19 protein-coding genes and 1 pseudogene are annotated in these 24,675 nt (G+C 42.3%); 8 read left to right on the top strand and 12 right to left on the bottom strand.

What is annotated here, in order from left to right:
* Nucleotides 1-30 precede the first annotated feature (30 nt).
* From pefC to AAZR93_RS20710, 6 genes are read left to right on the top strand one after another with little or no spacing between them, the layout of a single operon-like run.
* Nucleotides 31-2,406, top strand: a complete 2,376-nt coding sequence (gene pefC / locus AAZR93_RS20735; RefSeq protein WP_434720946.1) for a PefC/AfrB family outer membrane usher protein — start codon at nt 31-33, stop codon at nt 2,404-2,406.
* Nucleotides 2,399-3,067: a fimbrial chaperone gene (locus AAZR93_RS20730; RefSeq protein WP_265495213.1), complete on the top strand. Its 669-nt coding sequence runs from the start codon at nt 2,399-2,401 to the stop codon at nt 3,065-3,067. Before pefC ends, AAZR93_RS20730 begins: the two co-directional genes overlap by 8 nt.
* Nucleotides 3,068-3,077: 10 nt before the next feature.
* On the top strand, nt 3,078-4,088 hold the full coding sequence (locus AAZR93_RS20725) for a fimbrial protein (protein ID WP_265495212.1): 1,011 nt from the start codon (nt 3,078-3,080) through the stop codon (nt 4,086-4,088).
* A 12-nt stretch (nt 4,089-4,100) separates the two neighbouring features.
* The gene (locus tag AAZR93_RS20720) at nt 4,101-4,634 is read left to right on the top strand and encodes a fimbrial protein (RefSeq protein WP_434720945.1); all 534 of its coding nucleotides are present in this window, start codon (nt 4,101-4,103) and stop codon (nt 4,632-4,634) included.
* Nucleotides 4,635-4,645: 11 nt separating this feature from the next.
* Nucleotides 4,646-5,194 (top strand): fimbrial protein, encoded by a 549-nt coding sequence (locus tag AAZR93_RS20715; RefSeq protein WP_265495210.1) that lies wholly within the window; start codon nt 4,646-4,648, stop codon nt 5,192-5,194.
* Nucleotides 5,195-5,207: 13 nt separating this feature from the next.
* Nucleotides 5,208-5,744 carry a fimbrial protein gene (locus AAZR93_RS20710; RefSeq protein WP_265495209.1) on the top strand — a complete coding sequence of 179 codons (537 nt, stop codon included), beginning with the start codon at nt 5,208-5,210 and terminating at the stop codon, nt 5,742-5,744.
* A gap of 216 nt (nt 5,745-5,960) precedes the next feature.
* Here the strand turns inward: AAZR93_RS20710 and AAZR93_RS20705 are convergent.
* Together AAZR93_RS20705 and AAZR93_RS20700 are read right to left on the bottom strand one after the other, a co-directional pair.
* A pseudogene (locus AAZR93_RS20705) lies at nt 5,961-6,727 on the bottom strand (nucleotidyl transferase AbiEii/AbiGii toxin family protein).
* A 13-nt stretch (nt 6,728-6,740) separates the two neighbouring features.
* A complete protein-coding gene (locus AAZR93_RS20700; protein ID WP_265495343.1) occupies nt 6,741-7,499 on the bottom strand; it encodes a type IV toxin-antitoxin system AbiEi family antitoxin in 759 nt (252 codons plus the stop codon).
* An 869-nt stretch (nt 7,500-8,368) separates the two neighbouring features.
* On the opposite strand from AAZR93_RS20700, the gene AAZR93_RS20695 reads away from it, so the two are divergent.
* Both AAZR93_RS20695 and AAZR93_RS20690 read left to right on the top strand, forming a co-directional pair.
* Nucleotides 8,369-8,707 (top strand): DUF3024 domain-containing protein, encoded by a 339-nt coding sequence (locus AAZR93_RS20695; RefSeq protein WP_434720944.1) that lies wholly within the window; start codon nt 8,369-8,371, stop codon nt 8,705-8,707.
* Between the two features lie 935 nt (nt 8,708-9,642).
* Nucleotides 9,643-10,224, top strand: coding sequence for a beta-1,6-N-acetylglucosaminyltransferase (locus tag AAZR93_RS20690; protein ID WP_434720943.1), 582 nt, complete (start codon nt 9,643-9,645; stop codon nt 10,222-10,224).
* A 614-nt stretch (nt 10,225-10,838) separates the two neighbouring features.
* Here the strand turns inward: AAZR93_RS20690 and AAZR93_RS20685 are convergent.
* The 10 genes from AAZR93_RS20685 to parA form a co-directional block, all read right to left on the bottom strand.
* A complete protein-coding gene (locus tag AAZR93_RS20685) occupies nt 10,839-11,405 on the bottom strand; it encodes a ProQ/FINO family protein (RefSeq protein ID WP_434720942.1) in 567 nt (188 codons plus the stop codon).
* A 709-nt stretch (nt 11,406-12,114) separates the two neighbouring features.
* Nucleotides 12,115-13,053, bottom strand: coding sequence for a RepA family replication protein (locus AAZR93_RS20680; RefSeq protein WP_434720941.1), 939 nt, complete (start codon nt 13,051-13,053; stop codon nt 12,115-12,117).
* 408 nt (nt 13,054-13,461) lie between these two features.
* Nucleotides 13,462-18,285, bottom strand: coding sequence for a MobF family relaxase (gene mobF, locus AAZR93_RS20675; protein WP_434720940.1), 4,824 nt, complete (start codon nt 18,283-18,285; stop codon nt 13,462-13,464).
* A 323-nt stretch (nt 18,286-18,608) separates the two neighbouring features.
* On the bottom strand, nt 18,609-18,875 hold the full coding sequence (locus tag AAZR93_RS20670) for a hypothetical protein (RefSeq protein WP_434720939.1): 267 nt from the start codon (nt 18,873-18,875) through the stop codon (nt 18,609-18,611).
* A complete protein-coding gene (locus AAZR93_RS20665) occupies nt 18,868-19,611 on the bottom strand; it encodes a plasmid SOS inhibition protein A (RefSeq protein WP_434720938.1) in 744 nt (247 codons plus the stop codon). The genes AAZR93_RS20670 and AAZR93_RS20665 overlap by 8 nt, the downstream gene beginning before the upstream one ends.
* Before the next feature lie 43 nt (nt 19,612-19,654).
* Nucleotides 19,655-21,646, bottom strand: coding sequence for a ParB/RepB/Spo0J family partition protein (locus tag AAZR93_RS20660; protein ID WP_434720937.1), 1,992 nt, complete (start codon nt 21,644-21,646; stop codon nt 19,655-19,657).
* Nucleotides 21,647-21,705: 59 nt separating this feature from the next.
* On the bottom strand, nt 21,706-21,996 hold the full coding sequence (locus AAZR93_RS20655) for a hypothetical protein (RefSeq protein ID WP_434720936.1): 291 nt from the start codon (nt 21,994-21,996) through the stop codon (nt 21,706-21,708).
* A gap of 671 nt (nt 21,997-22,667) precedes the next feature.
* Entirely contained in the window at nt 22,668-23,333 is a 666-nt protein-coding gene (locus AAZR93_RS20650; protein ID WP_434720935.1) for a DinB/UmuC family translesion DNA polymerase, read from the bottom strand.
* 324 nt (nt 23,334-23,657) lie between these two features.
* On the bottom strand, nt 23,658-23,882 hold the full coding sequence (locus tag AAZR93_RS20645; RefSeq protein WP_434720934.1) for a plasmid partition protein ParG: 225 nt from the start codon (nt 23,880-23,882) through the stop codon (nt 23,658-23,660).
* Nucleotides 23,879-24,505, bottom strand: a complete 627-nt coding sequence (gene parA, locus AAZR93_RS20640; RefSeq protein WP_265503756.1) for a ParA family partition ATPase — start codon at nt 24,503-24,505, stop codon at nt 23,879-23,881. Before parA ends, AAZR93_RS20645 begins: the two co-directional genes overlap by 4 nt.
* Nucleotides 24,506-24,675: the final 170 nt, after the last annotated feature.

Here is a 24,675-nt window from a genome sequence, read left to right as displayed (position 1 = left end):
TTTAATGACCAATAGTGATGGATAATATCAATGCGCTTAAAACCAATTAATGCCTTTATGTTATCCCTGTTAGCCACGCCATTTTACGTCTGTGCTGATTTAAATATGGATTTCTTGCATGGAGGCGTTCAACCGCAAGCTAAAAGTGTCTTTGATGAGAAGGCAAAATACCCCGCCGGGCATTATATTGTTGAGGTGATATTCAATCGTCGCTCGATGAATAAAAAAGAGCTGATTATCTTACCTGAAGATAAAGAAACGCTATGTCTCAATAAAGACTGGATAACGAAATTAGCCTTACCGATTAATTTAAATTTATTTGAGAATTATTTTAATCCCGAGAGAAACTGTTATGACATTAGCCATTATCCTGGCGCCCAAGTGACCTTTGATAAGGCTAAACAAACATTATCTTTCAGTATTCCTCAAATCGCGTTGGATGAAACTACAAATCAACAAAATTGGGATTATGGTATTACGGGCGTTAAAGTTAACTACTCTGGCTATGTTTCTAAAACTAGTTCGTCAAAAACACAAATGTACGGTGATTTTGACTTATATTCTAACGTCGGCCGCTGGGTTGCTTTTGTTCGCAGCAGTTATCTAAAAGATTCCGGCACGGAAACATCCGAAGCCACAATATCCACAGCGATAAAACCAATACAAGGGAGTTTTATTGCCGGTAAAACATTAACCGCTTTATCAATATTACCCAATTTTATTTTTTATGGCATGGCATTACGCTCTGAGCGGGATATGCGCCCCTGGGAAATGCGTGGCTATGCACCGGTTATATCTGGTGTCTTAAATTCCAATGCCAAAATTACGATATCTCAAAATGGCTATATTTTAAGTTCTCAAGTAGTGCCTGCAGGGGCTTACCAATTAAAAGATATTGCCCCCGTCAGTAACGGAAATATCACCGTCACCGTGGAAGAAAATGATGGAACGAAAACCGTTCGTTACTATCCAGTTGCGACACTTTCGTCTTTATTACGGGCAAATGAAACTAATTATAATGTCGCCATTGGTGAACGAGAAATTGCCGGGAAAAGAGAAAATCGCCTGTTTTTTTTAGGTGCATTTGACTATGGGTTAACCCATTTTTCATTCCATACTGCCGGTATCTTGCATAACAATTATAAAAGTGCCGCCTTAGGGGCAAGTAAAGATTTAGGCCAATTTGGCGCAATCTCGTTTAACGTCAATACAGCCGTGAGTACGTTTCAAAAGCAAACGCCAACGATGCCAGAAGCTCGCCAATCGGGTATCAGCTATATGCTTCAATACGCAAATTCATTAACAGACAATACAAATCTACAATTATTGGCTTACCGATACACCGGCAAAGATTATGTTGATTTTAATGATTTTAACCCGAATGCCTTGTATCACCGAAGTAACCGTAAAGAACGTTATGAAACTATCTTATCGCAAAATTTTGATGGGAGCTTTATAAGCTTGTCTGGCTGGATACAAACCTATCGCAATGCTATCAGCAACGAGGTAGGCGCCAACATTACTTATAATACCGCGCTCCAAGGTATCGATTTATCGTTTTCGGCAGATTATCAAAAATTAAACGATTATAGCCGTGATAATTATGTTTTTTCTGTCGGGGTGAATATTCCCTTTAGTGTCTTTGATAAAAATCACTTTTGGACAAATTCCGTCAACTACGACCGACGAAACAAAGCCAGTTTTAACTCTGGAATTTCTGGTAGTATTAACGAAAAAGTTAACTACAGTATAAATACCAATAAAGATCGGGATAACTGGTCAAATTCCGCTTATTTCGGCGTTGACCAGCGCTTGATTAATACCGGTTTTGCTGTTTCTCAAAATGCGCACCAAACAACCGGATCAGTTAATGCATCGGGAAGCTTATTGGCAACCCAAGAAACGGGATTGTTATTCAGTAATGTGAGACGAGATACCGTTGCAATTGCAAAAATTAAAGACATTAAAAATGTCACATTTAATGATTCCCCGCCTACTGATGGAAAGGGAAATACGGTTATTGGGATCTCCCCCTATATTGAGAATAATTTAAAAATTAATACCGAAGAAGTGCCCAATAATATTGAATTACTGGACTCCGTTCAACAATTTGTCCCGACAGATAAAGCCATTATTTACCGTGAATTTAAATATTCAACAATTCATCGCTATATTTTGCGACTGAAAAAGAAAAATGGCGAGTTTGTTTCTGCAGGGAGTTCGGTGAGAACAGAAAATAATGAATACGTGGGATTCGTTTCGAACAGTGGTGTTCTATTATTAAATTTATTAAATAAACCTAAGACAATCTTTGTCTTATCCCCGAAAGGGGAACAGTGCACCTTGAATTTAGAGAAAATAGAATCAAATGATAATAAAATCACGGAGATTGAATGCAATGAGTAAACTGATATCCATTTTTATTTTAATGATATCGTCATTAACCTGCTTTAATGCATACTCTGCATTTACACTTAATGGCACCCGTTTTATTTATGATGAAGGCCGGAAAAATATCGCGATTGAGGTCAAAAATAACAGCGATAAAACATACGGGGGTCAAGTTTGGGTTGATAATCTTAAGGGTAATGACGTGTTTTTTGTCCCGGCTCCGAATTTATTTAAAATCGGGGGCGAAGAAAAGCAATTAATCCGTTTATTGTACGTAAATGATATTTTACCCAAAGACCGAGAATCATTATTTTGGTTGAATGTGCAGGAAATTCCCCCCGTTGCCTCTGCTGATGAAGGTAATGTCCTTGCTGTTGCCTTAAATACCCAAGTTAAACTGATTTATCGGCCTAAAGTTTTGGCAGAAAGCCGAGAAGATGCCGAAAAAGGCCTAACGTACAGCGGTTCAATATTAAAGAACCCCACCCCGTATTATTTTGCCTTAACTCAAGTATCGGTGAATAACAGTCCATTACCGTTATCCAAAGAGATTGAGCAGTCCATCAGCTTATTTCCGCCTTTCAGTGAGGTGAATTTACAGCGCCCTTTATCGGGCAAAGTGAGCATTGAAGCCATTGATGACTATGGTGCCCGACGTATTATTGAGCTGCCGTGAGGACATTGAAATGGCAAAGAACGCCTTTTGTTTAATGATATTATGGGTATTACTGATTTCTTTTGATGCATCCGCGGCCAGATGCCGAAATGTATCATTAAAATACAATTTTCCAGCTCAAATAGATATTACGAGTAAAAATGTAGGCGACCAATTGTATACTTTTGGAGTACCTGGATCACCAATAAGCTTTACAGGTGAATGCTTACGTGCAACAAGCGGTGCTGGTAATACTAATGGAGACTTCATCTATATCGTCGATAAGTTTGGAGCCTCACCTGCTACCTGTCCTAAAAGCACTACCGATAAAAATTCTCCTGATGGTTATCTTAGATATCGATCAACAGCGAGTTGCAATAATACCGCTTGGTTACTCTTAGCTGATTATAAAAAAGTAGGAGCAGGATATACAGCGCTAGCTGGACCTGGCGGCGGCACTGATTCTGGCATTGTATATTTAGCAAAAAAACCCCCTCCAGGAAAAATAACTGTTAACCCCACCTATATGCTAACGAGAAACTTTTACTCTCGCATAGGTGAATACAGTAATACATTACAAAAAGAAACTGTTGGATTTAGTGCACCTACATCAATGACATTGATAAATAATGCTTCCTGTGCAGTTTCGGTTAATGATGTAGCTTTTGGTAACCAAACCGCCACAGACGTGAAAGCAAATGTGATAGCGGGCAAAACCATTAATGTGGCTTTTACTTGTAATGGCGTGCTGCCGGCCTACACCCTCAGTTTTTCTGGTCGAGATGGCGCGAATAATGCCAACAGTGGAATTATTAATGTGAAAGATAATAGTTCTGTCGGCTATCAATTCACGTGGGGTAATAACACGGTTAAACCCGTAAATAGTGCTGTTGTGGTAAATGGCGTTGCAATAAGCCCCAACACAAAACCAACAACCAATAGTTTTACGATCCCTATAACCGTTAAGCCAGTTGCATTGTCAACACAACCTATTCCTGGACTCGTAAATACCGCATTAACGATTAATGTGAAATTAAATTAAATGGAACTAACTATGATAACGAAATCACTGTTCATTCTCGCTGGATTTTCATTTCCCTTTTATGCCGGTGCTACAAGCTTTACCTCAAATGTTACCGGGGGTACCGTAACCTCAAATTTAAGCATGACGGTCAAGGCGTCTTGTAGTGCAACAGTGGGAGATATCGCCTTTGGTGACCAAGCCGCAGGTGATATTAAAAAAGGAACGGTCGCCGACAAAGTAATGTCACTGGCGATTGCTTGTGATACAACAATGGCAAATTACACACTCACATTTACAGCAGCAGATGGTGTTAAAGACGTGGCGAATGGCATTATTAATACCAAGCTCAATTCGACTGTGGGTTATCAACTGCGGTGGGGCGATTCGACAGTAAAACCTCTGGATACTGCCATCACCGTTAACGGTACCGCCGTGACACCAACCAATAAACCCAACGCGGCAAGTTTTACGATCCCAATTAAAGTTAAACCCGTTGCGCTCGGTGAAATTGTATCTCCGGGAGCGGCTAATACCGCGTTAAATATTAAACTGACATTCAATTAATTGAGGTCGCTATGTTCAAATCTATTTTGCTTATCAGCCTGTTAATATTCAGTACAACGAGAGGTTATGGCGCCGAGCTAAAACCGGCATCCATCGTTGGCGGTGCTGTTCAATCGCAATTTAGTATGAATGTCCAAATTGCCACGTGCTTACCGGCTACGGTAGATAATGTGGCTTTTGGGCCAGTTGATACGGCTACTATTTTGTCAGGTGAAATTGAAGGGCACTCGACCCTCTCACTGGATTGTTCGGGCACGATTAAGCCCCAGCGGATTTCAATACGCTTTGAACCTGCCAATCCCAATTTAACCCTAGGGGTATCCGGTTATATTGGCTCAAAAAACCCTACTCTTGGCTATCTCGTGTCTTGGGAAGATGAACAAATAGGTTCCATTAGCGAAGGTGTCCCCATGGGAAAAGAGCTGTTTTTAAAAAAACCGGAGGCCTCACTGATGAAAATTAAATTGCAAATAAAACCGGTTGTGCTTCCGTTGGGCGGTCAGTCCATTAGCTTAGGCAATGGGAACACCCATATCACCATCAAAATAAAATATATCTGATGCGAGTCTTTGTATGAACAAAAAAATATACGCGTATTTTATGGCCTCTTGCTTAAGTTTTTATTCACCACTCTCGCTGTCAGATGAAGCTCTCCCTGAGACTGTATTGGCCATTTCTCTGGATGTCGTTACGATCACTTGTAATATTAATGATGGAAAAGGATTTAATAAAATAGTGGATTTTAACGTTATTAATGAAGGAGATTTACTGTCTGGTAAACAACCTGCGGTGAAAACGCAATTTATTATAGACTGTCAGAAAAGTGGATTTAAACCTAATTATATTGATATCAAAGTGACTCCTGGTAGTCAAGGCGCATTACATAATGGCCTTGGGGGCGAACTTAAAACCAATTTATCGGGTGTCGGAATTTATTTATCTTGGTTAGATGCTACTCCAATTGACTTATCAGGCGTAAACAAACGTTTTAGTGCCAATCAGAATAATCAATTTGATATTAGCTTTTATGCAAAGCCTTATGCCCAAGAACAAACAGTTGAAAAAGGTTTAATGAAAAGTAGTCTGATCATCAATGCATTATATAAATAATCAGACCTAAGAATTAATGTTTATCTGAAATTTTAGGTTTCAGTAGCTGATTTTAAATCATTTAAATATTTAATGAAAATATTGTTATTGTTTATATTGACGATACAGGGCATCAAAACCCTCAGGTATTAACATCTTTATCAAACTCTAATTCCAAAGGATAAAATATCATTACCAAATGTTAAATCAATTAGTTACTTATCCTTTGTTATTATTTTAATTTTTATCTGCTGAATGAAACCACATATCAAGCACCAACTCTAATTTAGATAGCTGCTCTGTATATTTGTCCTGGTTTTTAGCTAATTGCGCGATATTTTGTAATTTCCAACGTATTGCTGGCAACCCTTCAGCACTAGGATAGTCAAATAGTTCCCAATTAGGTTTTCCTTGCTTAAAGGATAACAAAAATGCACGATCTTTTTCGGTGAAATGCGTCTGTAATGCAGTCATCATGGCAGGTCTTACCGCTATCAAATCTTCAAGTTCAATGTTGACCAAGGTCATTCCATCAAATTCTGTTTGAAATGTCTTATCAAGCGGCTTCCAGTTAGGATCCATAACCTCATTAATAGGCCTTGGATGACTTAATACATAAGTTAAAAACCCAACAAAAATGTCTCGGGATATACCGTTCCCCTAGCAACAGGAGATACCTCAACCTTTATTGTGCCACTAGGGCTAGTAACAATAATACGAAGCTCATCGACTTTATGATCTTGTAATACAGCTCGAGTCTCAGCTTGAGTATTAATTAAATCAGTGATCCGTATAAGCGCGGCTTTAACATTTGCGAGCGCATCATTTCTGGGCTCTAATGGAATATAAGCGAGATCAATATCTACTGATAAACGAGGAAAGTCCCTCACAAATAAATTTATAGCCGTGCCGCCTTTAAGTGCAAATGCTGACTCTGTTGCTATGACGGGCAACATTTTAATAAGCAGCGAAACTTGCTTATAGTAAGGACTGTCTCTATCCATTTTTTTGTTCTTCCTATTTTGTATTCAGTGATTCTGGCACGGTGATTTGATAACGCTCATCAAACCGACCTTTCTCTACAACCTGACGCTTTCCTGAACCTAATTCTATGTTTGTTTCATTAAGGTGTTGCACCCATTGATGGCCACAATGATGACTAAGAAACAAGAATACTCGGTTGGTTTGAATAGCATGGCTTCGTTCAAGTAAAGATTGCACCCTTTTAGGACTAAGGTTTACTAGCCCTTGGAAAAGCTCTGCTGCATGCCCAAAAGATATTTGCTTACCAATTGCATCAACAACTTCATAAGCAGCAAGTTCAGGGCGACTGGCGACCAGTTCTTTCCCTTTAACTGTAATTAATTTCAAATCCATTTCAGGGGCTATTTGAAATTTAGAATTACCACAATAAAACCAATCTTGGTTAGGAAACTCTCGAAACCATTTGGGTAATGATTGCTTACATTTCACCCCAACCCAAACTTGTTCTTTTCTTAGCTGTAAATAATGGCTCAATCCTTGATAATTTAAGCTACTTAATCCTGCCAAATGAACAGGAGTACACAACTGAATATCCATCGCTTGCAAGACATCGACCCAATCTGGCTTGGTTTCAGGCCTGTAGTAAACACCCGAAGATAGCTTTTTCAGCCAGCCACTTTGCGTATACTTTTGGGTTAAGGAGTAACTCACTCCGTTCTTAGTCAACCATTGCTGTAAAACAATCGAGCCAGGAGATGTATGAGTAATCAGCCAGTTTATTTTAGAGGACATTTGTACACCTTAGGTATGAATATGATATAAATAGCAAACCTATAGTTTATTATTTATTACATATTAACACCCTTAGTATTAAAAAAAACAAAAATATAAACCACCTGAATCAATTTTCCGGTTTGCTGAATACGCTCTGCCCGTATTCTTTTAACTTTACTGATAAAGGCTATTCAGCATTCGCTCATGTGTTTCAACTACTTATTCTGTCACGTGTAGCGCTAACTTTTTTCTATGACACACCAAAATTACATGACGACAGGCTGGAGAATAGTGAGGTAGAGCCTCTTAGGTAATGCCCGCGATTACATCGCTATTAAGTCCATCAAGGTATTAACACGCACTACTATTTATTTTATCTACCGGTGAACCCTGCTATGAAGGCTGATTATTTGATGACTCAAGTAAATACTCTAGGGCATTCCTATGGGTAGGAATTAATAAAGCATTTCACATCTAAAAATAGTCTTAAGTACAATAATTTTAGATATTCAAACTAACCCTAACCTATAAGAAAAATCCGCTTAAAATTCAGATAATCGCATACAAAACGGCCTAAATGATAAAGTATAAGCAGCCGCTTATCGATAAAATAAGTGTTCTGACCTCGGCATTATGTGTAATTGGTTAGGATATAAAGGTAAAAGTGACATTCAGTTTTCTAACCATCAAGATATTCAACAAAACCAGAGATAGGGACTAGATTATTAATTTATTAGTATCAGTAATGCACATAAACCAATAACATCAGGTAATAACTCACGAAGTGAGATATATTATGTTGCAGTTATTGAATACATCAACAAAAGTGAGCGAACGTAAAAATAAAGTCTAGTTCCGCCGATAGTTAACCTCTTTTAGGAGATAATTTGGCACTTAATGACATAGAAGTAGCACAAATCAAGCGGTACATGAGACTCTTTATGAATAAGCGCCGCCCTCCCGCCTTCATTAGGGATGAGATAGATTTAGAATATCGAATCTGGGGTAATGATGTAGTCATTTGCCGAGTTAATTATATCAATAAGAAAAAATATGAATCACCTATCGCTAAAATGGTACTAAATCGTCCCCATACACGTTGGAATCTATATCGCATGAATCAATCACAAGAATGGATTATTGCAGCCAAAGAGCCGATATCGGCGTTCTCAGATGCTATTAAGCTAGTCGAGGATGATATTAACAGCTACTTCTTTAGATTATGAGGCGTTTTAGCGTGTAGAACTATCAAGGATTTTAGCTATAGCTATCAAATTTTCAGTAATTAATTTTTGGGGCTATTTTATCGATGAGGAATATTGATAGAAATCAACTAAACCTGAGATTAAGACCCAACTCAATGTTATGTAATTCCATATAAAATATAAAATATAAAATATAAAATATAAAATATAAAATATAAAATATAAAAATTATTTTTTAGAAGTTGAGTGAAATATGTTGGATTAAAATCATCAACAACGATAGTTAATTTTAATTAATATTTACAATCATTTATAATCTTATTTTAATAACGTGGTTTTTATATCATATATATCACTATTTAATCCATGCTAACATTGAACTTCATCATTAATTTCGTTATTCTATTTTAATTTAAAAGCCTCTTAAATTCTATTGATTGTTTATTTTTTACATTTAAAATAATTAAAAATTATTTCTTTATAAATCAAGGTTGATATATAACATTTTTCTTTTTAAATGCTCCCTTACTCCCACTTAAAGCGAGAAAATGCAAGGAATAGCAAGCTATTTAGTATATTTAGGCATACACTAGAGTTCAACGTCACTGCTGGATAAAAGATATGTTTATCTTTAATGGCTTTACGATGTTTCATGATAAATCAGTAGAAGTCACATGCCCTAAATGTTCACGCATAATGCAGCAAAGCTTGCATAGATTAAAAAAAACATAACAATGATTTGTCCTCATTGTGGTTATTATTTTAAAAATAAAGAGCAGCATTGATATTTAAAATTATCAAATTTTGTTAACATCCAAAAATTGATAATTAATTATCATGAAACAAATAGAATAGTAAAACAATCAAATGCGATTTATAACTGAAGTTATTTATCATTTGCCAACCTCAAATTTAATATTAAAAACATATTAAATTAAAATGCTAAGGTATTTTATATGATTGCCTACTTCATGTTGATCCACCGTTATCCGAACCAATTCAAACGTTTATTTAAATCAATTTATTCCGAAAAAAATCATTATGTAGTGCATATAGATAAACGTGCTGGTAAAAATATTTTTAATGAAATAAGTATATTTTTACAAAATTATCAAAATACTTCAGTATTAGAAAGTAAAGAAGCAATATGGGGCGGGTATAGTTTAGTCGACGCCCAGTTACGTGGTATTGAAAAACTTGTTACCAGTGGTGCTAAATGGGATTATTTCATAAATCTGAGTGGACAGGATTTTCCATTAAAAAAACAATCCATCATCATGGACTATCTTAGTAAATTTAATAGTTACGAATTTATAAAAATCGTTAATCAAGACTTGGTTAGGCCAGAAACCATGCACAGAATAAAAGATTATGTTCAAGAAATAAAAGGCAGCTTGGTTATTTCTACTACCGCTAAAAGGCCTTTTATTACGGGTATGACGCCGTATATAGGTAATCAGTGGATGATATTAAGCAAACGTTTTTGCGAATTTATTACTTACAGCGCGGAACTCAACATTTTTACCGTAATACATTAATTCCAGATGAAAGTTTTTTTCAGACCGTATTAATGAATACCACGTTTAAATCTAAGATAATTTATGATGATAAAAGAGAAATTGACTGGGTTGGATCCAGTGACATTAAACTACGCCCACGTGATTTTTTAACTAAAGATTCAGAAATGCTCATAAATAGCCAGAATTTATTTGCGAGAAAATTTGACGAAAATACGGATAGTCGTATTCTTAGCATACTTGAACACAGTATGGGATTGTCAACTATTGGCGCTTTATCATAGCAACAAACCTCGAGTCACAGTCGCTATCTGCCTTTAGCGTGTTGGCGACACTTTCGCCTTTATCTTGCAAGCATTGTGCAATATTCACGAAGACCTCCTAGTGTTTTTCTGCCAGTTCACTCAATTACTGACAATATATTCAAAGTGAGAGGATCCCCGCGCAATGAAAATTAAAAAAGGAAAAATAAACGCGATTTTAGCTAACTATTACATAGAATGACCTCTCCGTATGAGGTCTAGTGTTAGCATTCATTACTTAAACCAAATTGAGCGTAACAAGGGGACTGAAAGCCAGCTTGCCTAACCAGTGATTTTTTTCTTCGACCGTGACGGTAGCGCGTATCGGGTTTGTCATAATGCCTTGAGTTGTTGCTTAGCGATGCGCTGAATACGGCTTAACGTATCCGCGACATCACTATCGGTAACCCTGCCCGCCGGTTGACCGTCTTTATCATAACGGACAGCTTCAGGCATGAGAGTGGTACGATATTTCAGTGAATAACTGATGGCCGATAAACAACGTTTCAGTTTCTTAACCGAAATATCGAGATTTTTGGCTTCTTTGTCCGCAAGCAGCATCTCCCTTGTGCCAATAGCCATCGGACGCAATTGACCTGCCGGAAATAAATCAGGCCAATAGGCTGAAATCTCGGACATCGCTTCATCTAAAGGCAGGTGTTTTTTCGGCGGTGTCGGCGGAACCACTTTTTTTTCGTTGATGACCTCTGCCGGCTTAACGGGGGGCTTCGCTTTTTTAAGGGCGACGTTTTTAGTCGGAGACACGTTAGCCGGTTTCGGGGGGCGTCGTGTCGTATTAATCACTACTTGCTTGCGCCGAGCTGTCACCACCGGGGTTGATGGGCTATCCGATTTTTCAGCGGTCGAGGGGCGTTTTAACGACAGTGTTTTTCGTTCCATAAGCGCTCACATCAAAAAGGCGTGTTCTTTCAACTGATTAAATACAAGATTATCACGAAATTTAAGCAAAATCACCTGCCCGTAGGGCATCAGACGGCAAACCCTGCCAAAGAGAACGCAATGAGGTTAGGGCCGTCGAGACCCGCGTTAGCGGTCACAATGTATTTAATGCCTCATTACCCCCCTCGTCCTGATTAAGCCCCACGGACATTCAGCGATACAGATGTTGTTATCCTCTTCAACGAACGCAGTGAGACGGGCAAGGGGCGTAGACCCGCCGAACGGCTGTAGCTGCGCGTTAGCGACGCTGTGCGGCGCTTACGGAGGATAGAGCACGCTCTTGCAACGTCTTTCTGAGCGGCAGCCACGGAGTGGCTTGTAAGCGAAGGCATTATTGTTTTTTGTTTTATCTTTAAGTGCGCGGCGTGAAGAAAACAGCGCCGCATCTCCTTTTATAAAAAGGTCGTTTTAGTTCAGAAGCTAGGGACGAAGTTAACACTGTTAAGATTAACGAATTCGAAGTTAATTGATGCCTTAAACCCCATTCGAAGTTAAATGAAGTATAAATCAGCAAAAGCGTCATCAGTAATGTCAATCCCTGTGTATCCCGCTAAAAAATAGCGGTGTGAATACCAACAAAAGCATCAAATCACGAAAAAAACCAACACAAACACCGCCAGTCAAGGCGGTAAAAAATTCCAGTTAAGGGTTATTGGTCCGGCAAATGTTTCACGTAATAGAGATAACAGGCTTGCCCGTGCACGTTCGGATAACGCGCTTTCATGTCTTGCTCAAACGCATGTACTACCGCAAACGGTTGATTCATTTTCCAGGCGTTATACTGTCGCCACGCCGCGTGAGCTTCACTTTCAGGCGCTTGTGTCGATTTGGCTAAGGCTTGTTTATGTTTGAGCGCAGCTTCAAGGTGGGCTTTCTCTTGTTTTAGCGTCGTATCTTCACCAATGACCAACGTTTTGAGCTTCTTCAGCAGGTTTTTGAGGGCGTGTTTATTATCCAGTGACGCCACATTCGAACGCGTCAACCGCAACACATGCTGGGCATAACGTTTTTGGTAGCTGTCACGTAATCCTTTGCGCTCCATCCAACGACGAAAGCGTGTCACCACGTCACGCAGTTCGGTTTTGGAAAAGCCGAGTCCGTGAAAAAACTCCGGTCGTATCCAAATCCGCATGGCTTTGTATTGCTTGGCGTCGACATCAAAATCACGATCAATGATAATCAGTTGAGCTTGTTCCCAGTCATGGAGGGCATGCAAAATCGGGTCGTAACTTTTACGCCCACTGTCATAGCGGTGTAATTGCCCACACAACTGCGCCAGTTTCTCCACCGAGCACATCACTTCAAATAAGGTGTCACTTTCCGGGTTATAATCGGCGTAGGCAATCATGGCTAATGCTAAGGCATCAAACGTTTCACGACGCTCTGAGCGCACAGAAATGCGCTGCTTTCTATCACAACGTAATTGGTAGATTTGCGGGTTACGGTTCCAATCGTGGCGTTTTAACGCCGCGGCAAAGCGACGCACGGGCACTAATTGCGGTAAGGCCCCACTAAATTTAGGCGCATAATGTCGATGGATTTTGCCATGAGAACAAGGATTTGGCTGTAGGAGGCTGGTATCATTCATGTATCTCCACACTTATGTTGTGCGGAAAGAGTTGAATTTTTTTCTGCATAATTCTATACTCCCCACTAGGACGTCAACAATGCCCTAACGGATTTGCTAGTTGAGCCCCTGATAATCTTACCATTCCGCCAAGTTTGAGAAAGATTTCAGGGGTTTTCTATTTGGGTTCAATCTTAAACTTCTGACCTATTCCCATTTTCTACCACCTTTCGGCGTGGCGACCACAAAATTCACATCAATTGTCGGTCAATTTAGCACTCCCAGCCCATTCAAGCAACGTCTACACGATAAAGACGTGTTAAAATCACAAAATTTGTGATAATACGAAAGTATTTAATGAGGAAGAGTGCCATATATCATCTGGCGGAATTTGTTAACAATCGAGGTTAAAACGGTTTTAAAGCCCGACTAATCGCCCATTTCGCGATCGCGGTCTTTTTCTATCACGATTTCGCGTTCCTGTTGGCGCAGGGTATCGCGTTGTTGATGTTGCCTTTCCATTTGTGTGGCTTTTTCCATCACGTGGGTTTTAGCGTGTTCTAGGCTCTGCTCACCATTGAGTAACACCGCCCGTTCCTGTTCAATCACCTGATTAAGTGCGGTTTCTTTTTGCTCAGGCATTGGCGGATTATCGCCTTCAGCCTGTTGACGTAATTCGGCTTCCACGGATTTAAGCGCTTTCTCCGCGGCCTGCTCTTCGGGCGTTTTGAGTGACATCGGGTCATTGGCTATTTTATCATCCTGCCCCGTACCGGGATGAGTGTAGGCCTTATCCACTTCCCCTTGGGTAATTTTTTCAATCATCGCGGTGTGCAGGCGTTCATCGGCATTAAGCTGTACCACTACGCCGCTATCAGGATTTTCGGATAAGGCTTTGAGCGCGGTATCGAGCGAGGACACAATCGACGTTTGACCATTTTGACTCGCTTGCACCACTAAAAATGCCGCTTGCTCACTGCCCAGTAAGCGCCCTTCCGGCCTGAGTCCCTGCAATTGGTTATCCTGATTAACGTCAATGACTTGCAACATCACGCCTTGCGATTTACCGTGTGGGTCGTAAGCTGGCCATGCCACATGCGGTTCGGGGTATTTTGCCGAGGCGTACACAAACTTAGCCTCATGGTGCTCACCGAGGCCCACTTGGCGGCTGAGCGCACGACCAATGGCGGTTTCATTGAGCGGCTGTGCCCGTTCATACAAGGCATTGCCTGTTTTTGCTGCGCGGTCTTGGTCGGCAAGCAACACGTCATGCGCCGTTTTACGCACTTGCGGGTTTTGAATACGACCTGACCATTTTTCTAAATCATCACTGTAGGTTTGCACATGCTCTTTGGTACGCGAGAGCCCCACATAGGCATCCCGCAGGGACGCCAACATTTTACGCCCCTCCGTCACACCGCCCAATAAGATGACATACAGACTGCTCGCCCCTTGCGCTTTGTGCGCCGTGCCGGCATAACCGTAATCAAGGTGTTGGTCGGTCAGTTCACGCGCAGGGTTGAGCTCTCGTGTCGTTTTCCCGTTGGAAATTTCAATCTGCCCATTTTCACTCAGACCACTGACCCGCCATTCACTGTTCGTCACCCGTCCCCGCTCTTTATCGGTACGTGTAAAGTTGATTTGCTCACCCACCGAAATCTGACGGCTTTCTTGGCGATAAATATCGACATTGCGTAAGCTACTTTCAAACGCCGACAGTAGATGCGCTTTGCCATTTTCATCAATCAGATTAACCACGCCATCGTTAACGCCTTCTCGGGTCGCTTGAATGCGATAATACTGCTCTTGGATGAGCGCAATTTTACCGTCATGCTTGGCCATGCCCGCGGTTGAGAGTAGTTCTTCGGTACGGGTTTTCTCGCGTACCAGGATAGGGACGTCCATCTTGCCTTGAAGCCGCCCTTGCTCGGCTAATACTTGATGAATACCTTGATTGACTAAATCCTTATCTTTATTGGTTTGCACCACAATTAAGGTATTATCTTGCGCCTCTGCCGTGCGCCCACGGTAATCTTCAATGATTTGCGCAATGACTTTGTCGCCCGCGTCCATCACCGACTGTTCCGGCACAAAGCCCCCCTCACGGCGCGGCACCACCGCCGGCGTAACGGTATTGAGCAAAGCGAGCGCGTCTTTAACCTGACCGGCTATCACGGCTTCAATGGCGGGGCGAAGCTCGGGTGTTTGACGCACAATTTCTTTCATCAATGCGGTATCCAACGCAGAGCGCTGCTGCGCCAACGCAAACGGCGTACCGCTGTCCGTGGATAATAACTGAGCCCTATCGCCTGAGAACGGCGCTCGTCCCCCACCTTTGGCGATAATGGAAAGCGCTTCATTGAAGTTTTGGTTCCCTATCATCGAACTTTCATCCACCAAAAAATGGGTGTTTTTAAAATCGAGGACTTCACCCTGCTGCTGACGTTGGTTAGCGTCCATCAAAAAAGCATGGAGGGTTTGGGCTTTCACCCCGACTGCGGCCATTTCACCCACGGCGCGATGCGTCGGCGCAAGCCCTATCACTTCGGGTCGCTGCGCTGCTGGGAGCGTTTCGAGCGCTTTTAACACGGCGATAAACTGCGTTGTTTTCCCCACGCCTGCGTAGCCTTGTATGCCGACAAACTGGTCACGACTGGTTAAGATTAATTGGGTGGCGGCCTTTTGCCCGGCCGTTAAACCGTCCAGTAAAGCTTCGGGCACAGACTCCATTAGTGGGGTTTGTGTCCCTTTACCGGCTAAAATAGTGGTCAGAATTTGTTTTTCCATCTCCCACGTACTAGCCGTGACGTAGTGTTGTTGGGCGGCACCTTTCCCACTAGTCACGGGGATGATGACTTTTTCAGCGACTAAGCGGTCAAAAGCTTTCCCCACCGATTGACTGTCCAACGTCGGATATAATGGCAACGTTTTAGCAATGGCATCGATGCGGGAGAAAAGTACTTGGCTTTCTTGCGCGAGTACCATCCCTTGTTGCAACGCTTTTTCCGGTACTGACCACAACGCGTTTGCCGCCTTATCGCTGGCGACATCAATCGACTGCACATCCGCCCCGACAACACCTGCTAATTGACGCGCTTGTTGATAAACCGGTGAACGCGCCATCCGCCGTTCAGTTTCCATTTTGTCCAACGGGGTATACAGCGCAATATGTTCCCCGCTACGTGCGGCGGTATTAAGTAGCGTCGGTTGAGTGTCACGTGCTGATGCCGCCAATAACACCATCGCATTATCACTGGCACGTTGCCCCGGGGCAGTGACATACGCATAATCGGCTTTTACCCCATCACGCACATCAATGCGGTGCGTTTTGCCGTCCCGATTAACCATAATCGCGTTGGGCATGAACCCCGTTACCGTGACGCTGTCACGTGCAGAGAGTTTGGATTGCTTGGCTAACATCATCAATTGCTCCCCTTCAGCGACCACAAGCGGCTTTTTTTCGTACAAACTCCATTGCCCGTCGAACTGCTGGGGTTTCATCACCTGCTTGTTGCCTTGACTATCAAGCAACGTCACCGAGCGCGTTTCGGGGGTCACGCGGTCAATGGTATAGCGCTCGACTTCGCGCTTATCGCTGTTCCAGCGCTCCATCACGTGACCTTCTTGGTAACTGTCAATTTGTTTACGGCTGTGACTATCGAGCCAAATGGGCTTTAACTGTGTCACCGTAACGGTCTTCTCACTGAGCATGCCACGCTCGGTGAGTGTGTTTCGAATGGCATCTGTGAGCCCTTTTTGTTCCCGAACGCCGCTGACTTGGGCCACGACTTCACGCGACTCGGCCTGTAACTGGGCATAATGCGCCGCTAACCCTTGGTAGCGTTGATTTTTATCGCCCACGTGGTGCGTTTGCATTGACAAAACCGTGGGCGTGCTCGCACTAAATTGAGTCACGCCCGCATCTTGCAAGGTAGCCAGCACGTTACCGGTGCCTTTGCGCCCGCCACTGTCCATCATGAGCACTTGGACATTGGCGTCTTTAGCCAGCGCCAACACCGATAACGCTGTTTTTAATGACAACTTTTCCGCATTCGCGAGCACAAGGGTACTGTTGGGCTTGAGGCTTTCAACCTCACTGAGCGGTTTAAGGGGAACAGCAGCGAATCGTGTGTCGTGTGAAAATGCTGCCAATCCGGCCTTATCTACTGTCACCACGGCTACGTCACGCCCTTGTGCACGCGCCATGGCAACCGCATCATACGCACTGTCCCGTTGACCTTTCCCCAACCCTTTACTTTCCACAATCGCGATATTGGGCAGTGTATCCGCGACTTTCTCCATGACCGGACTCAGCGCTTCGCTACGCGCCTCAAAGCTCACGGTGCGGTTTTCTTGCTTCATTTGCACCGCAATGTGTTGTAGCTTCAGCTCATCCATTAAATGAATGGAGGACGTGAATAGCCCTTTTTTTTCATCCAGTGGGATCAATTGATGGTCTGAAATTGCCTTATCAATCGCCTGACGAACTTGCCCTATCATGCCGGCTTTGGCATCGAGGCCATTCAAAGTTTTCGACAACACTTGGCTGTAGGTCATGCTTAACTGCTTATCACTGAGTAACGCAATCGCGCCCGTCACAGCTTGCGTGATATCGGGCTGTATCGTCGGTTGGCTTGACCCTTTGTCACCAGCAGCAACCCGCTGTTCAGCTTGGGCATAAAACGCTTTGCGTTCCTCGGTCCCAAAACTATTTTTATCTAAACGGTCATACCAGTCGGTTAACAACTCACTTTTATCAGGGGTTGTTTTGACTTTTCGCGTATCTAAGGCTGCCACATCACGGGATTTAAGGGATGCCTCATGCCCAACGGCATCCATAATTTGGGAATGGCGCTGAGAAAAGGGCACGACGGGCACGTCAACGATTTCCCATAACCCATTTTTGCCCGTTTCATGTGTTTTTAAGCCAAACCCTTCAACGCGGTCACGTAAAGCATGACGATAAATCTGCCCCAATGAGACTTGCAAAGCATAAACTGCTTCACTAAAACCGCTTTTTTGTTGCGTATCACTCGACAGGGTTTTCCACTGCCCTGCCAGTTCAGTCATGTTCATCACTAATACATGGGTATGAACCTGCGGGTCGTGCTCGCGTGAAGTATCGTGATTAAACGTGGCCATGGCCAAGTTACCCGTCATTTCCATCGTGCTTTTACCGTCGACCATCGTGCGGGTTGAGGCCAGTGTTTCGACCTCTTTGAGCGCCACCGATAACCTTGTTTCGTGAACCAAATATTTAATCAATTAGGAAGCACGAAATACATTTACTCATTGTTATTATGTCTAAAATAGAAACAGGTATTAATGGCAGATGAATAAAAATATTGCCCCAACTGCATTAATGGCGGTTATCACACCGAATATAATATTTAATATATCCATAAAGTTACCTATCTAGGGTATGTAAACCTAAGTTATTCACAATTAAACCCAATTCTGAATAGCGCCTATCCCATTATAAACCAGAATTTTTCAATGTTACCGAAGCATGAGATATCGACGCTTCGTCCGTCTGTTTTTCAGACGAATAGTCAACTCTCTTTCGTTTTACAACTTTAAAATAGCACAAGACATGTGGCTAAAAATGCCCCTTTAACTCCCTGACTGACGGGGTAATAATAGGTCGCATACCCTTCTCTAGGCACCGCCTTGTAATAGCCCACATTAATATCTTCACAGGCTAACCACGTTTCGCGGTCACTTTCAGAAATTTCATTAGCGGCAATTGCTGAGTTAATGACGGTTTCTTTTGCGTGCTCGCCGCGCATCATTAGCACCAAACTGTCTTCAGTTTCCAGCAAAATCACATTCCATTCACTCATCATAAACGCCCTTTTGACCACTTAATTTATTGGGGATCGCATACTTATCCAGTAGTTGTTCACCGTATGATCGGGTATCGATATCCTCATTGAAATCTAACAGTGCCGACCACAACGGCGCAAAATCGAGGTATTTTCTCAAGTCTAAATTTTTAAATCGCCTTGTCCAGTTCACCAGTAATTCAATCAAATCATACTCTTCAATCCCATCGCGATTAAACCGGTTATACCACGATTTAAATTCACTTGGGGTAATAAAGGCTAATGCTATTTCAGCTTGCGCTAACCGATTTTGATGCTGTTGCTCCGCTTTAATCTGGGCTTTTTGACGCGCGCGACTCTCGACCTGCACATGAGATTGAATTTTACGTTCTAGCCGTTCATTGTCACGATAATCAAGTTCAGGAAAAAAATCACGGACATGATGATCGCATAACGGCAACGGACAAATTAATCCACGGGACTGAATAAACGTATCGAGGGCGGCAAGGTAACGATTTTTCGACGGCATTTTGCGCTTATTGTCAAACGCCAATACCAACGTATATTTCAGGTCGTGACACGTTATCGCCGCCGTGTTACCCGTGAAAAATCGAATTAACGTACACGCATACGGATACCGTTTTTGGGTTTGTCCTTTTTCAGTTTTATCTTCAACATAAAGGATGGCGTTTGCAGCGGCATATTGACGATCATTAAACGGTACAAGGGCTAAATGGTTTGGAATAGTTTTCATGATTATGCACACTGCCCTTTTCAGGGCAGTGTCTCCAGTGTGATTATTGAGCGTTATCTGTGTGGTGAGTGTCAGCGTTTACATCGAGAAAACAGCTAGGCAACCAATGTGTTTCTTTAAGGGTGTTTTCAGCTAATTCCGCCGCATCCCCTTTCTTCATTTTGACGGCTTCAAGGGCTTTATCCGATGCCCCTGCATCCGCTAAACAGTCACTGATTTGGTCTTTACTGATACGCCCAAAAAAATTGGCTTTGGTCGGTTGCCACCACTGGCGAAAATCAAAGGCTATCGCCTGTTCAATCGGAAGTAAGGCTTTCGCTAACGTGTTATCGAGTGGGGCATGTTGATTGACTTCACTCAAAGTTTGCGCTGCACATAACGCCAGTAACGCCACTAAATCCGCTTGTTCCCATGATAATAACCACGTGAAATCCGCTTGCCACTGCTCAGGTAAACGGACTGACCAAGACTCAAACTGCGTATTTAACGACTGCAACGCTTCACTGTCTTGGGCTGTCGGGGCATTTTTGAGTAACTCGTCCTGAGAGCGTGAAAATTTAATGTTAAACGCGGTTTTAGCATACGGTGAACCAAACACCTGAAGACACGCATCATGCACCAAAATCGCCAGAGCCACATTCGGGTGTTGGGTCAATGCCGCTTGTACCGCTAACGTGCGCTCCGAGGATAGGCTTTTCCACAATGCCGCGCTGTAGCTAGACTCGATGACAACCGATGCAGTCGATGGGTCATTGACACTTTCTGAGTGGCTTTCATCCTCGATGCGCTGTTGTTCCTGCTGCGCTTGGTCAAGCACACCACGAATAACACATGGCTCCCCATCACGGTCGAGATAAATCACCACGCCTTTTGTTGATTTTTCCTCGGCTGTCCACGCCTGATTTTTGGTGCGGTGTTTAATGCTTTCGATTTGCTGTTCACAATTTTCAACCGCTTGCCAAAGGTCGATTTGTTCGTGATATTCCTCAGCGTTTAATGCTTGTTCCCGTAAATCGGCTTCACGAGCACGCAATTCAGCCAGTAAATCCGCAAATTCAGGCGAAATGACCGCCTCGGGTGCATGACTGAGAGAAAAGATTTCCCCGTCATTACCGTAAAAACTCGGGCGCTCTAAACGGGCAATGCCGCACTGCCAACCCTCAATTTCCGCTAACAGTTCAGCACATGCCGTAAGTTTATCGAGCGCCAATTTTTCTAATAATGGAGCATTTTCAATGAAACCGGATTCCGTAAAGAGGTCAATTTCAAGCGTTCCCCCCGCAAGTTCGTAAGCGACCAAACCGACAAAGCTCACCAGTCGATTATTTTCGACAGGGGTTTTGGTTTCTTCGACCGCTTCACGTAAATGGCGCGGCTCTTTTTTCCAACCAAACGCATTATTCCACACCATCACTTGGCGCTCGTGGTCGGTGGTGCCGGTTAAAGCTTGCAGTTGATCAAGGGTGATATTGTCCGCATCCAGCTCCATTAACAGTTCGGGTGCCATATTGGCTAAACGCAGACATTTTTTAACGTGATGGGTACTAAATCCTAATAAGTCGCCAATTTCAGCGGTGCTTTGCCCTGTTTTTTGCAGTTCGATAAACGCATGAAGTTGGTCGGCAGGGTGCATCGCTTCACGCTGACTGTTTTCTGTTAATGAAATAATCAACGCATCCGACTCAGGCACAATTTTAACAGGAACCGGAAAGCTTGACGCAATATGCCCTTTCTCCACCAATTGGTGCAAAGCAAGTAAACGGCGTTGACCCGCTGCAACCCCATAGACGTCATTGTCCATCGGGTAAACCACCAAGTTTTGTAATACCCCGACGGCTTGAATACTGTCTGCTAATTCAGACAGGCTTTTTTCATCCACAGGGCGTTTACGGACATTCAGTTCACTTTGAACCAAGGACGATAACGGTAATACATGCGCTTTCATGCTGTCCAATGCCTGATAAATCGCTTCGGCTTGAACCGCTTTTTTGCCTTTACGTTGTTTCGGGTTAATGATAGTTTCTAATGTAGACATAATGAACTCCTAGTTATTTTGTGTCTAAGCTAAGGGAGGCTCAACAACTCCCTTAGCACCTAAAATGCCTGAATCAGCTCAGGACGCAGATAGAACACGTTGTTTAAATTGTCACTAAAGCCGATTGGATAACCGTCTTTCATAAAAATACTGTTGGAATCGAACGCATCGCTGTGCAACGTGATTTCTTCATCGTATAACTCCGGTGATATATCCCCCTCAAACAGTTCTAATAACCGTGTTAACGGCGCAATGTAGTGCAACAAATCCGCTTTCTGACTGTCAGTCAGTATTTTTTTACCCCTTCTTTCGTTAGATTCTTTTGCTGCAAGGTTTTGATGTGATGACATATTTGAATCCTCCTTTGTGTTAATGATTTCTTTCGTCGAGTTCCCCGCTGCAAAGGCCACACAGAGCCGAGACGAGGAAGCAAGCAAGGGCGGAGGCAAAATTGTTGGTAAGCAACGCGGCAAGAATTTTGGTGGAGTTTATCTACCCTTGCTGTATGACGAGGTGAGGCTATGTTCTAGGCCAAGCGGTGAACACGATGGAAGATTAATCACACAGGGGATGAAGATGGCGACACCCGACTTGCAGCGAGAGAAGCGAACGGCAAGTCGTCATTAACGCTTAGCAAAGCTAAGCAGTGAACCAGGGGCGGTCCCGCAGGGAGCTGCACCCCTGCCCTTTGCGCCACGTTGAAAACGGAAAAAGGCGCAGCCGTTGACCTTTAAGCCGGTTGTTCCGGTTGTCCACATGAGGTGAGCCAGTGAACCCAGCCCAAAAAAGCTGGGTGAACGAAAGTGTACGGGAAACCCGCACCGATTGTGGGTCAACGGGAATAACCGGCGTTCGACATTCGATGGGTTCAATACCCAGCGAAAGGCGATGGCGGCACACGTAAACACACAAAAGGGGTATCCACAAATTCAGGGGATAACCTATATTTTTTATGTGGATAAGTCATTTAATGATGTGATTATACGAAGAACTTTTGGATTGATTAATAATTAATCTATCGCTAACAACGGACAAGTGGAATATCGGTGAATTTTGTCGTCCAACGTGGGGATAAAAATTGCTGTTTCATCTTCCAGGGCATCGCTTGAGATTGAATGCCTTGACCTGCAAACCAAATTGCCCCTTTATTTCGATTAATGTGGTCAATGGTTTGCATCAGTTCACCACTATGGCGAAAATGCGGGCCACTTTCAAATAAGTTGAGTTGAGTTTGCCCTGAAGGGGAAAATTCACTGAGCATAATACCGCTTTTACTGTATTTTACATTGGGTTGCCATAAACGTTCTAATATTGAAACCGCTGCCTTTATAATATCGCGAGTATCTTGAGAAGGATAAACCAATGCCTGAGTTTCATGTCCATGATAATGAGGTTGTTGGGTCGTAAAATAACTACTCTCTATCCATAAGGTTACCATACGACAGTATTGTTTTTCTTCTCGTAGCTTAACCGCCGCGCGTTCAGCAAACGCACACACTGACTGGCGAACCAACTCATAATCCATCACTTTATGGCCAAATGAGCGCGAACAAATAATTTGTTGCTTCGCGGGGGCGATTTCTTCCAGCTGAAGACACGATTCGCCATTCAATTCTCGCACTGTTCGCTCTACTACCACGGAATAGAGTTTACGTGCCTGGAACGTTGGTAATCGACTTAAATCCAAGCCGGTTTCAATACCACTTTAATTTAAGCGTTTTTCCAGTTTATATTTCACGTCTTAGGTTTAACAGGCAAAAATCAATCAACTATTTCAAATACGTATTTTTACTGCTTAGCAGTCCAACGGAATATTATGTAATCATGTAATCATGTAATCATGTAACCATGTAACCATGTAACCATGTAATCATGTAATCATGTAACCATGTAATCGTGTAACCATGTAATCGTGTAAAATGATAAATGATAAATGATAAATGATAAATGATAAATAAATAGCATTAGGATAACAATCTCACACCACGAAATTATTTTGCTTATTTTAATATCATTGTTCAATATTTTCTTGTAGCCAATTTTCAACTAGTTCAATAACAACACTTGTCATATCTACTTCATTAGATAAACATGCCAGCTTAAACCTTTTATGTAATTCTTCTGGCATATTCATTTGCAATTTTTTAGTAGGTAGAGAAGGTTGCTTTATCTCACTTAACGCCTTATTTAAATGAGCGTTATTCCCTAATTTCATTATTTTAGGCGACTTACTCATTGTTTGATAATCTCCATTATCTCATTTGTAATGAGATCTATTTCACCTTTGGCTTGCCCATCAGGAGTATCATAGACTGTTCCACCATCCAACATAGTTTTGATGTAAGATTGCCGTTGTGTTATTCCTGTCTTTAATGTTTCAACTCCAGTTGATGCAATCGAGTCCTTAAGAAGCTGTAACATCTTTGCTGTATTGATTTTTTTAGTAATAAGGAACCTTGCTTTAACCGGCTGTAATTCGTTTCTAGCTTCAATAACCGCTAAAATGGCAGCGCTAGCAGCAAAATCTAATGGAGATGGGGTGACAGGAATAATAACCAAATCACTAACCATTACTGCTGCCGAAGATATAGCAGAAATTGCGGCCGCACCATCAATCACTATAAAATCATAGTTCTTTAGGGATTTTTTAATAGAATAAACCTCTTTTTCAGAGCTTGCATAAACCACATCAAATACACACTTGTTATCTTCAAACCAGTTACCAATACTCATTTGAGGATCTGTATCAACAACAACGACCTTATGACCTTTTCTTGCTATAGCTGTAGCTATGTTAATAGAGGAAGTAGTTTTTCCAACCCCCCCTTTCCCATTTAATAATGAAATAACTTTACTCATATCTCTCTCCGGTTATTTACACTCACATGATCACATAATCATGTAATCATGTAATCATGTAATCATGTAATCATGTAATCATGTAATCATGTAATCATGTAATCATGTAATCATGTAATCATGTAATCATGTAATCATGTAATCATGTAATCATGTAATCATGTAATCAT

This window comes from Providencia sp. Je.9.19, assembly GCF_051129765.1.
In the GTDB taxonomy this organism is placed as follows: domain Bacteria; phylum Pseudomonadota; class Gammaproteobacteria; order Enterobacterales; family Enterobacteriaceae; genus Providencia.
This window is presented reverse-complemented; position numbering and strand designations above follow the sequence as displayed.

Coding starts and splice junctions, on each gene's coding strand:
- AAZR93_RS20655 (WP_434720936.1), bottom strand. CDS start 21,996: ATGTCATCACATCAAAACCTTGCAGCAAAAGAATCTAACGAAAGAAGG.
- parA (WP_265503756.1), bottom strand. CDS start 24,505: ATGAGTAAAGTTATTTCATTATTAAATGGGAAAGGGGGGGTTGGAAAA.
- AAZR93_RS20715 (WP_265495210.1), top strand. CDS start 4,646: ATGTTCAAATCTATTTTGCTTATCAGCCTGTTAATATTCAGTACAACG.
- AAZR93_RS20670 (WP_434720939.1), bottom strand. CDS start 18,875: ATGAGTGAATGGAATGTGATTTTGCTGGAAACTGAAGACAGTTTGGTG.
- AAZR93_RS20660 (WP_434720937.1), bottom strand. CDS start 21,646: ATGTCTACATTAGAAACTATCATTAACCCGAAACAACGTAAAGGCAAA.
- AAZR93_RS20690 (WP_434720943.1), top strand. CDS start 9,643: ATGATTGCCTACTTCATGTTGATCCACCGTTATCCGAACCAATTCAAA.
- AAZR93_RS20730 (WP_265495213.1), top strand. CDS start 2,399: ATGAGTAAACTGATATCCATTTTTATTTTAATGATATCGTCATTAACC.
- AAZR93_RS20680 (WP_434720941.1), bottom strand. CDS start 13,053: ATGAATGATACCAGCCTCCTACAGCCAAATCCTTGTTCTCATGGCAAA.
- AAZR93_RS20720 (WP_434720945.1), top strand. CDS start 4,101: ATGATAACGAAATCACTGTTCATTCTCGCTGGATTTTCATTTCCCTTT.
- AAZR93_RS20700 (WP_265495343.1), bottom strand. CDS start 7,499: ATGTCCTCTAAAATAAACTGGCTGATTACTCATACATCTCCTGGCTCG.
- AAZR93_RS20665 (WP_434720938.1), bottom strand. CDS start 19,611: ATGAAAACTATTCCAAACCATTTAGCCCTTGTACCGTTTAATGATCGT.
- pefC (WP_434720946.1), top strand. CDS start 31: ATGCGCTTAAAACCAATTAATGCCTTTATGTTATCCCTGTTAGCCACG.
- AAZR93_RS20725 (WP_265495212.1), top strand. CDS start 3,078: ATGGCAAAGAACGCCTTTTGTTTAATGATATTATGGGTATTACTGATT.
- AAZR93_RS20685 (WP_434720942.1), bottom strand. CDS start 11,405: ATGGAACGAAAAACACTGTCGTTAAAACGCCCCTCGACCGCTGAAAAA.
- AAZR93_RS20710 (WP_265495209.1), top strand. CDS start 5,208: ATGAACAAAAAAATATACGCGTATTTTATGGCCTCTTGCTTAAGTTTT.
- AAZR93_RS20645 (WP_434720934.1), bottom strand. CDS start 23,882: ATGAGTAAGTCGCCTAAAATAATGAAATTAGGGAATAACGCTCATTTA.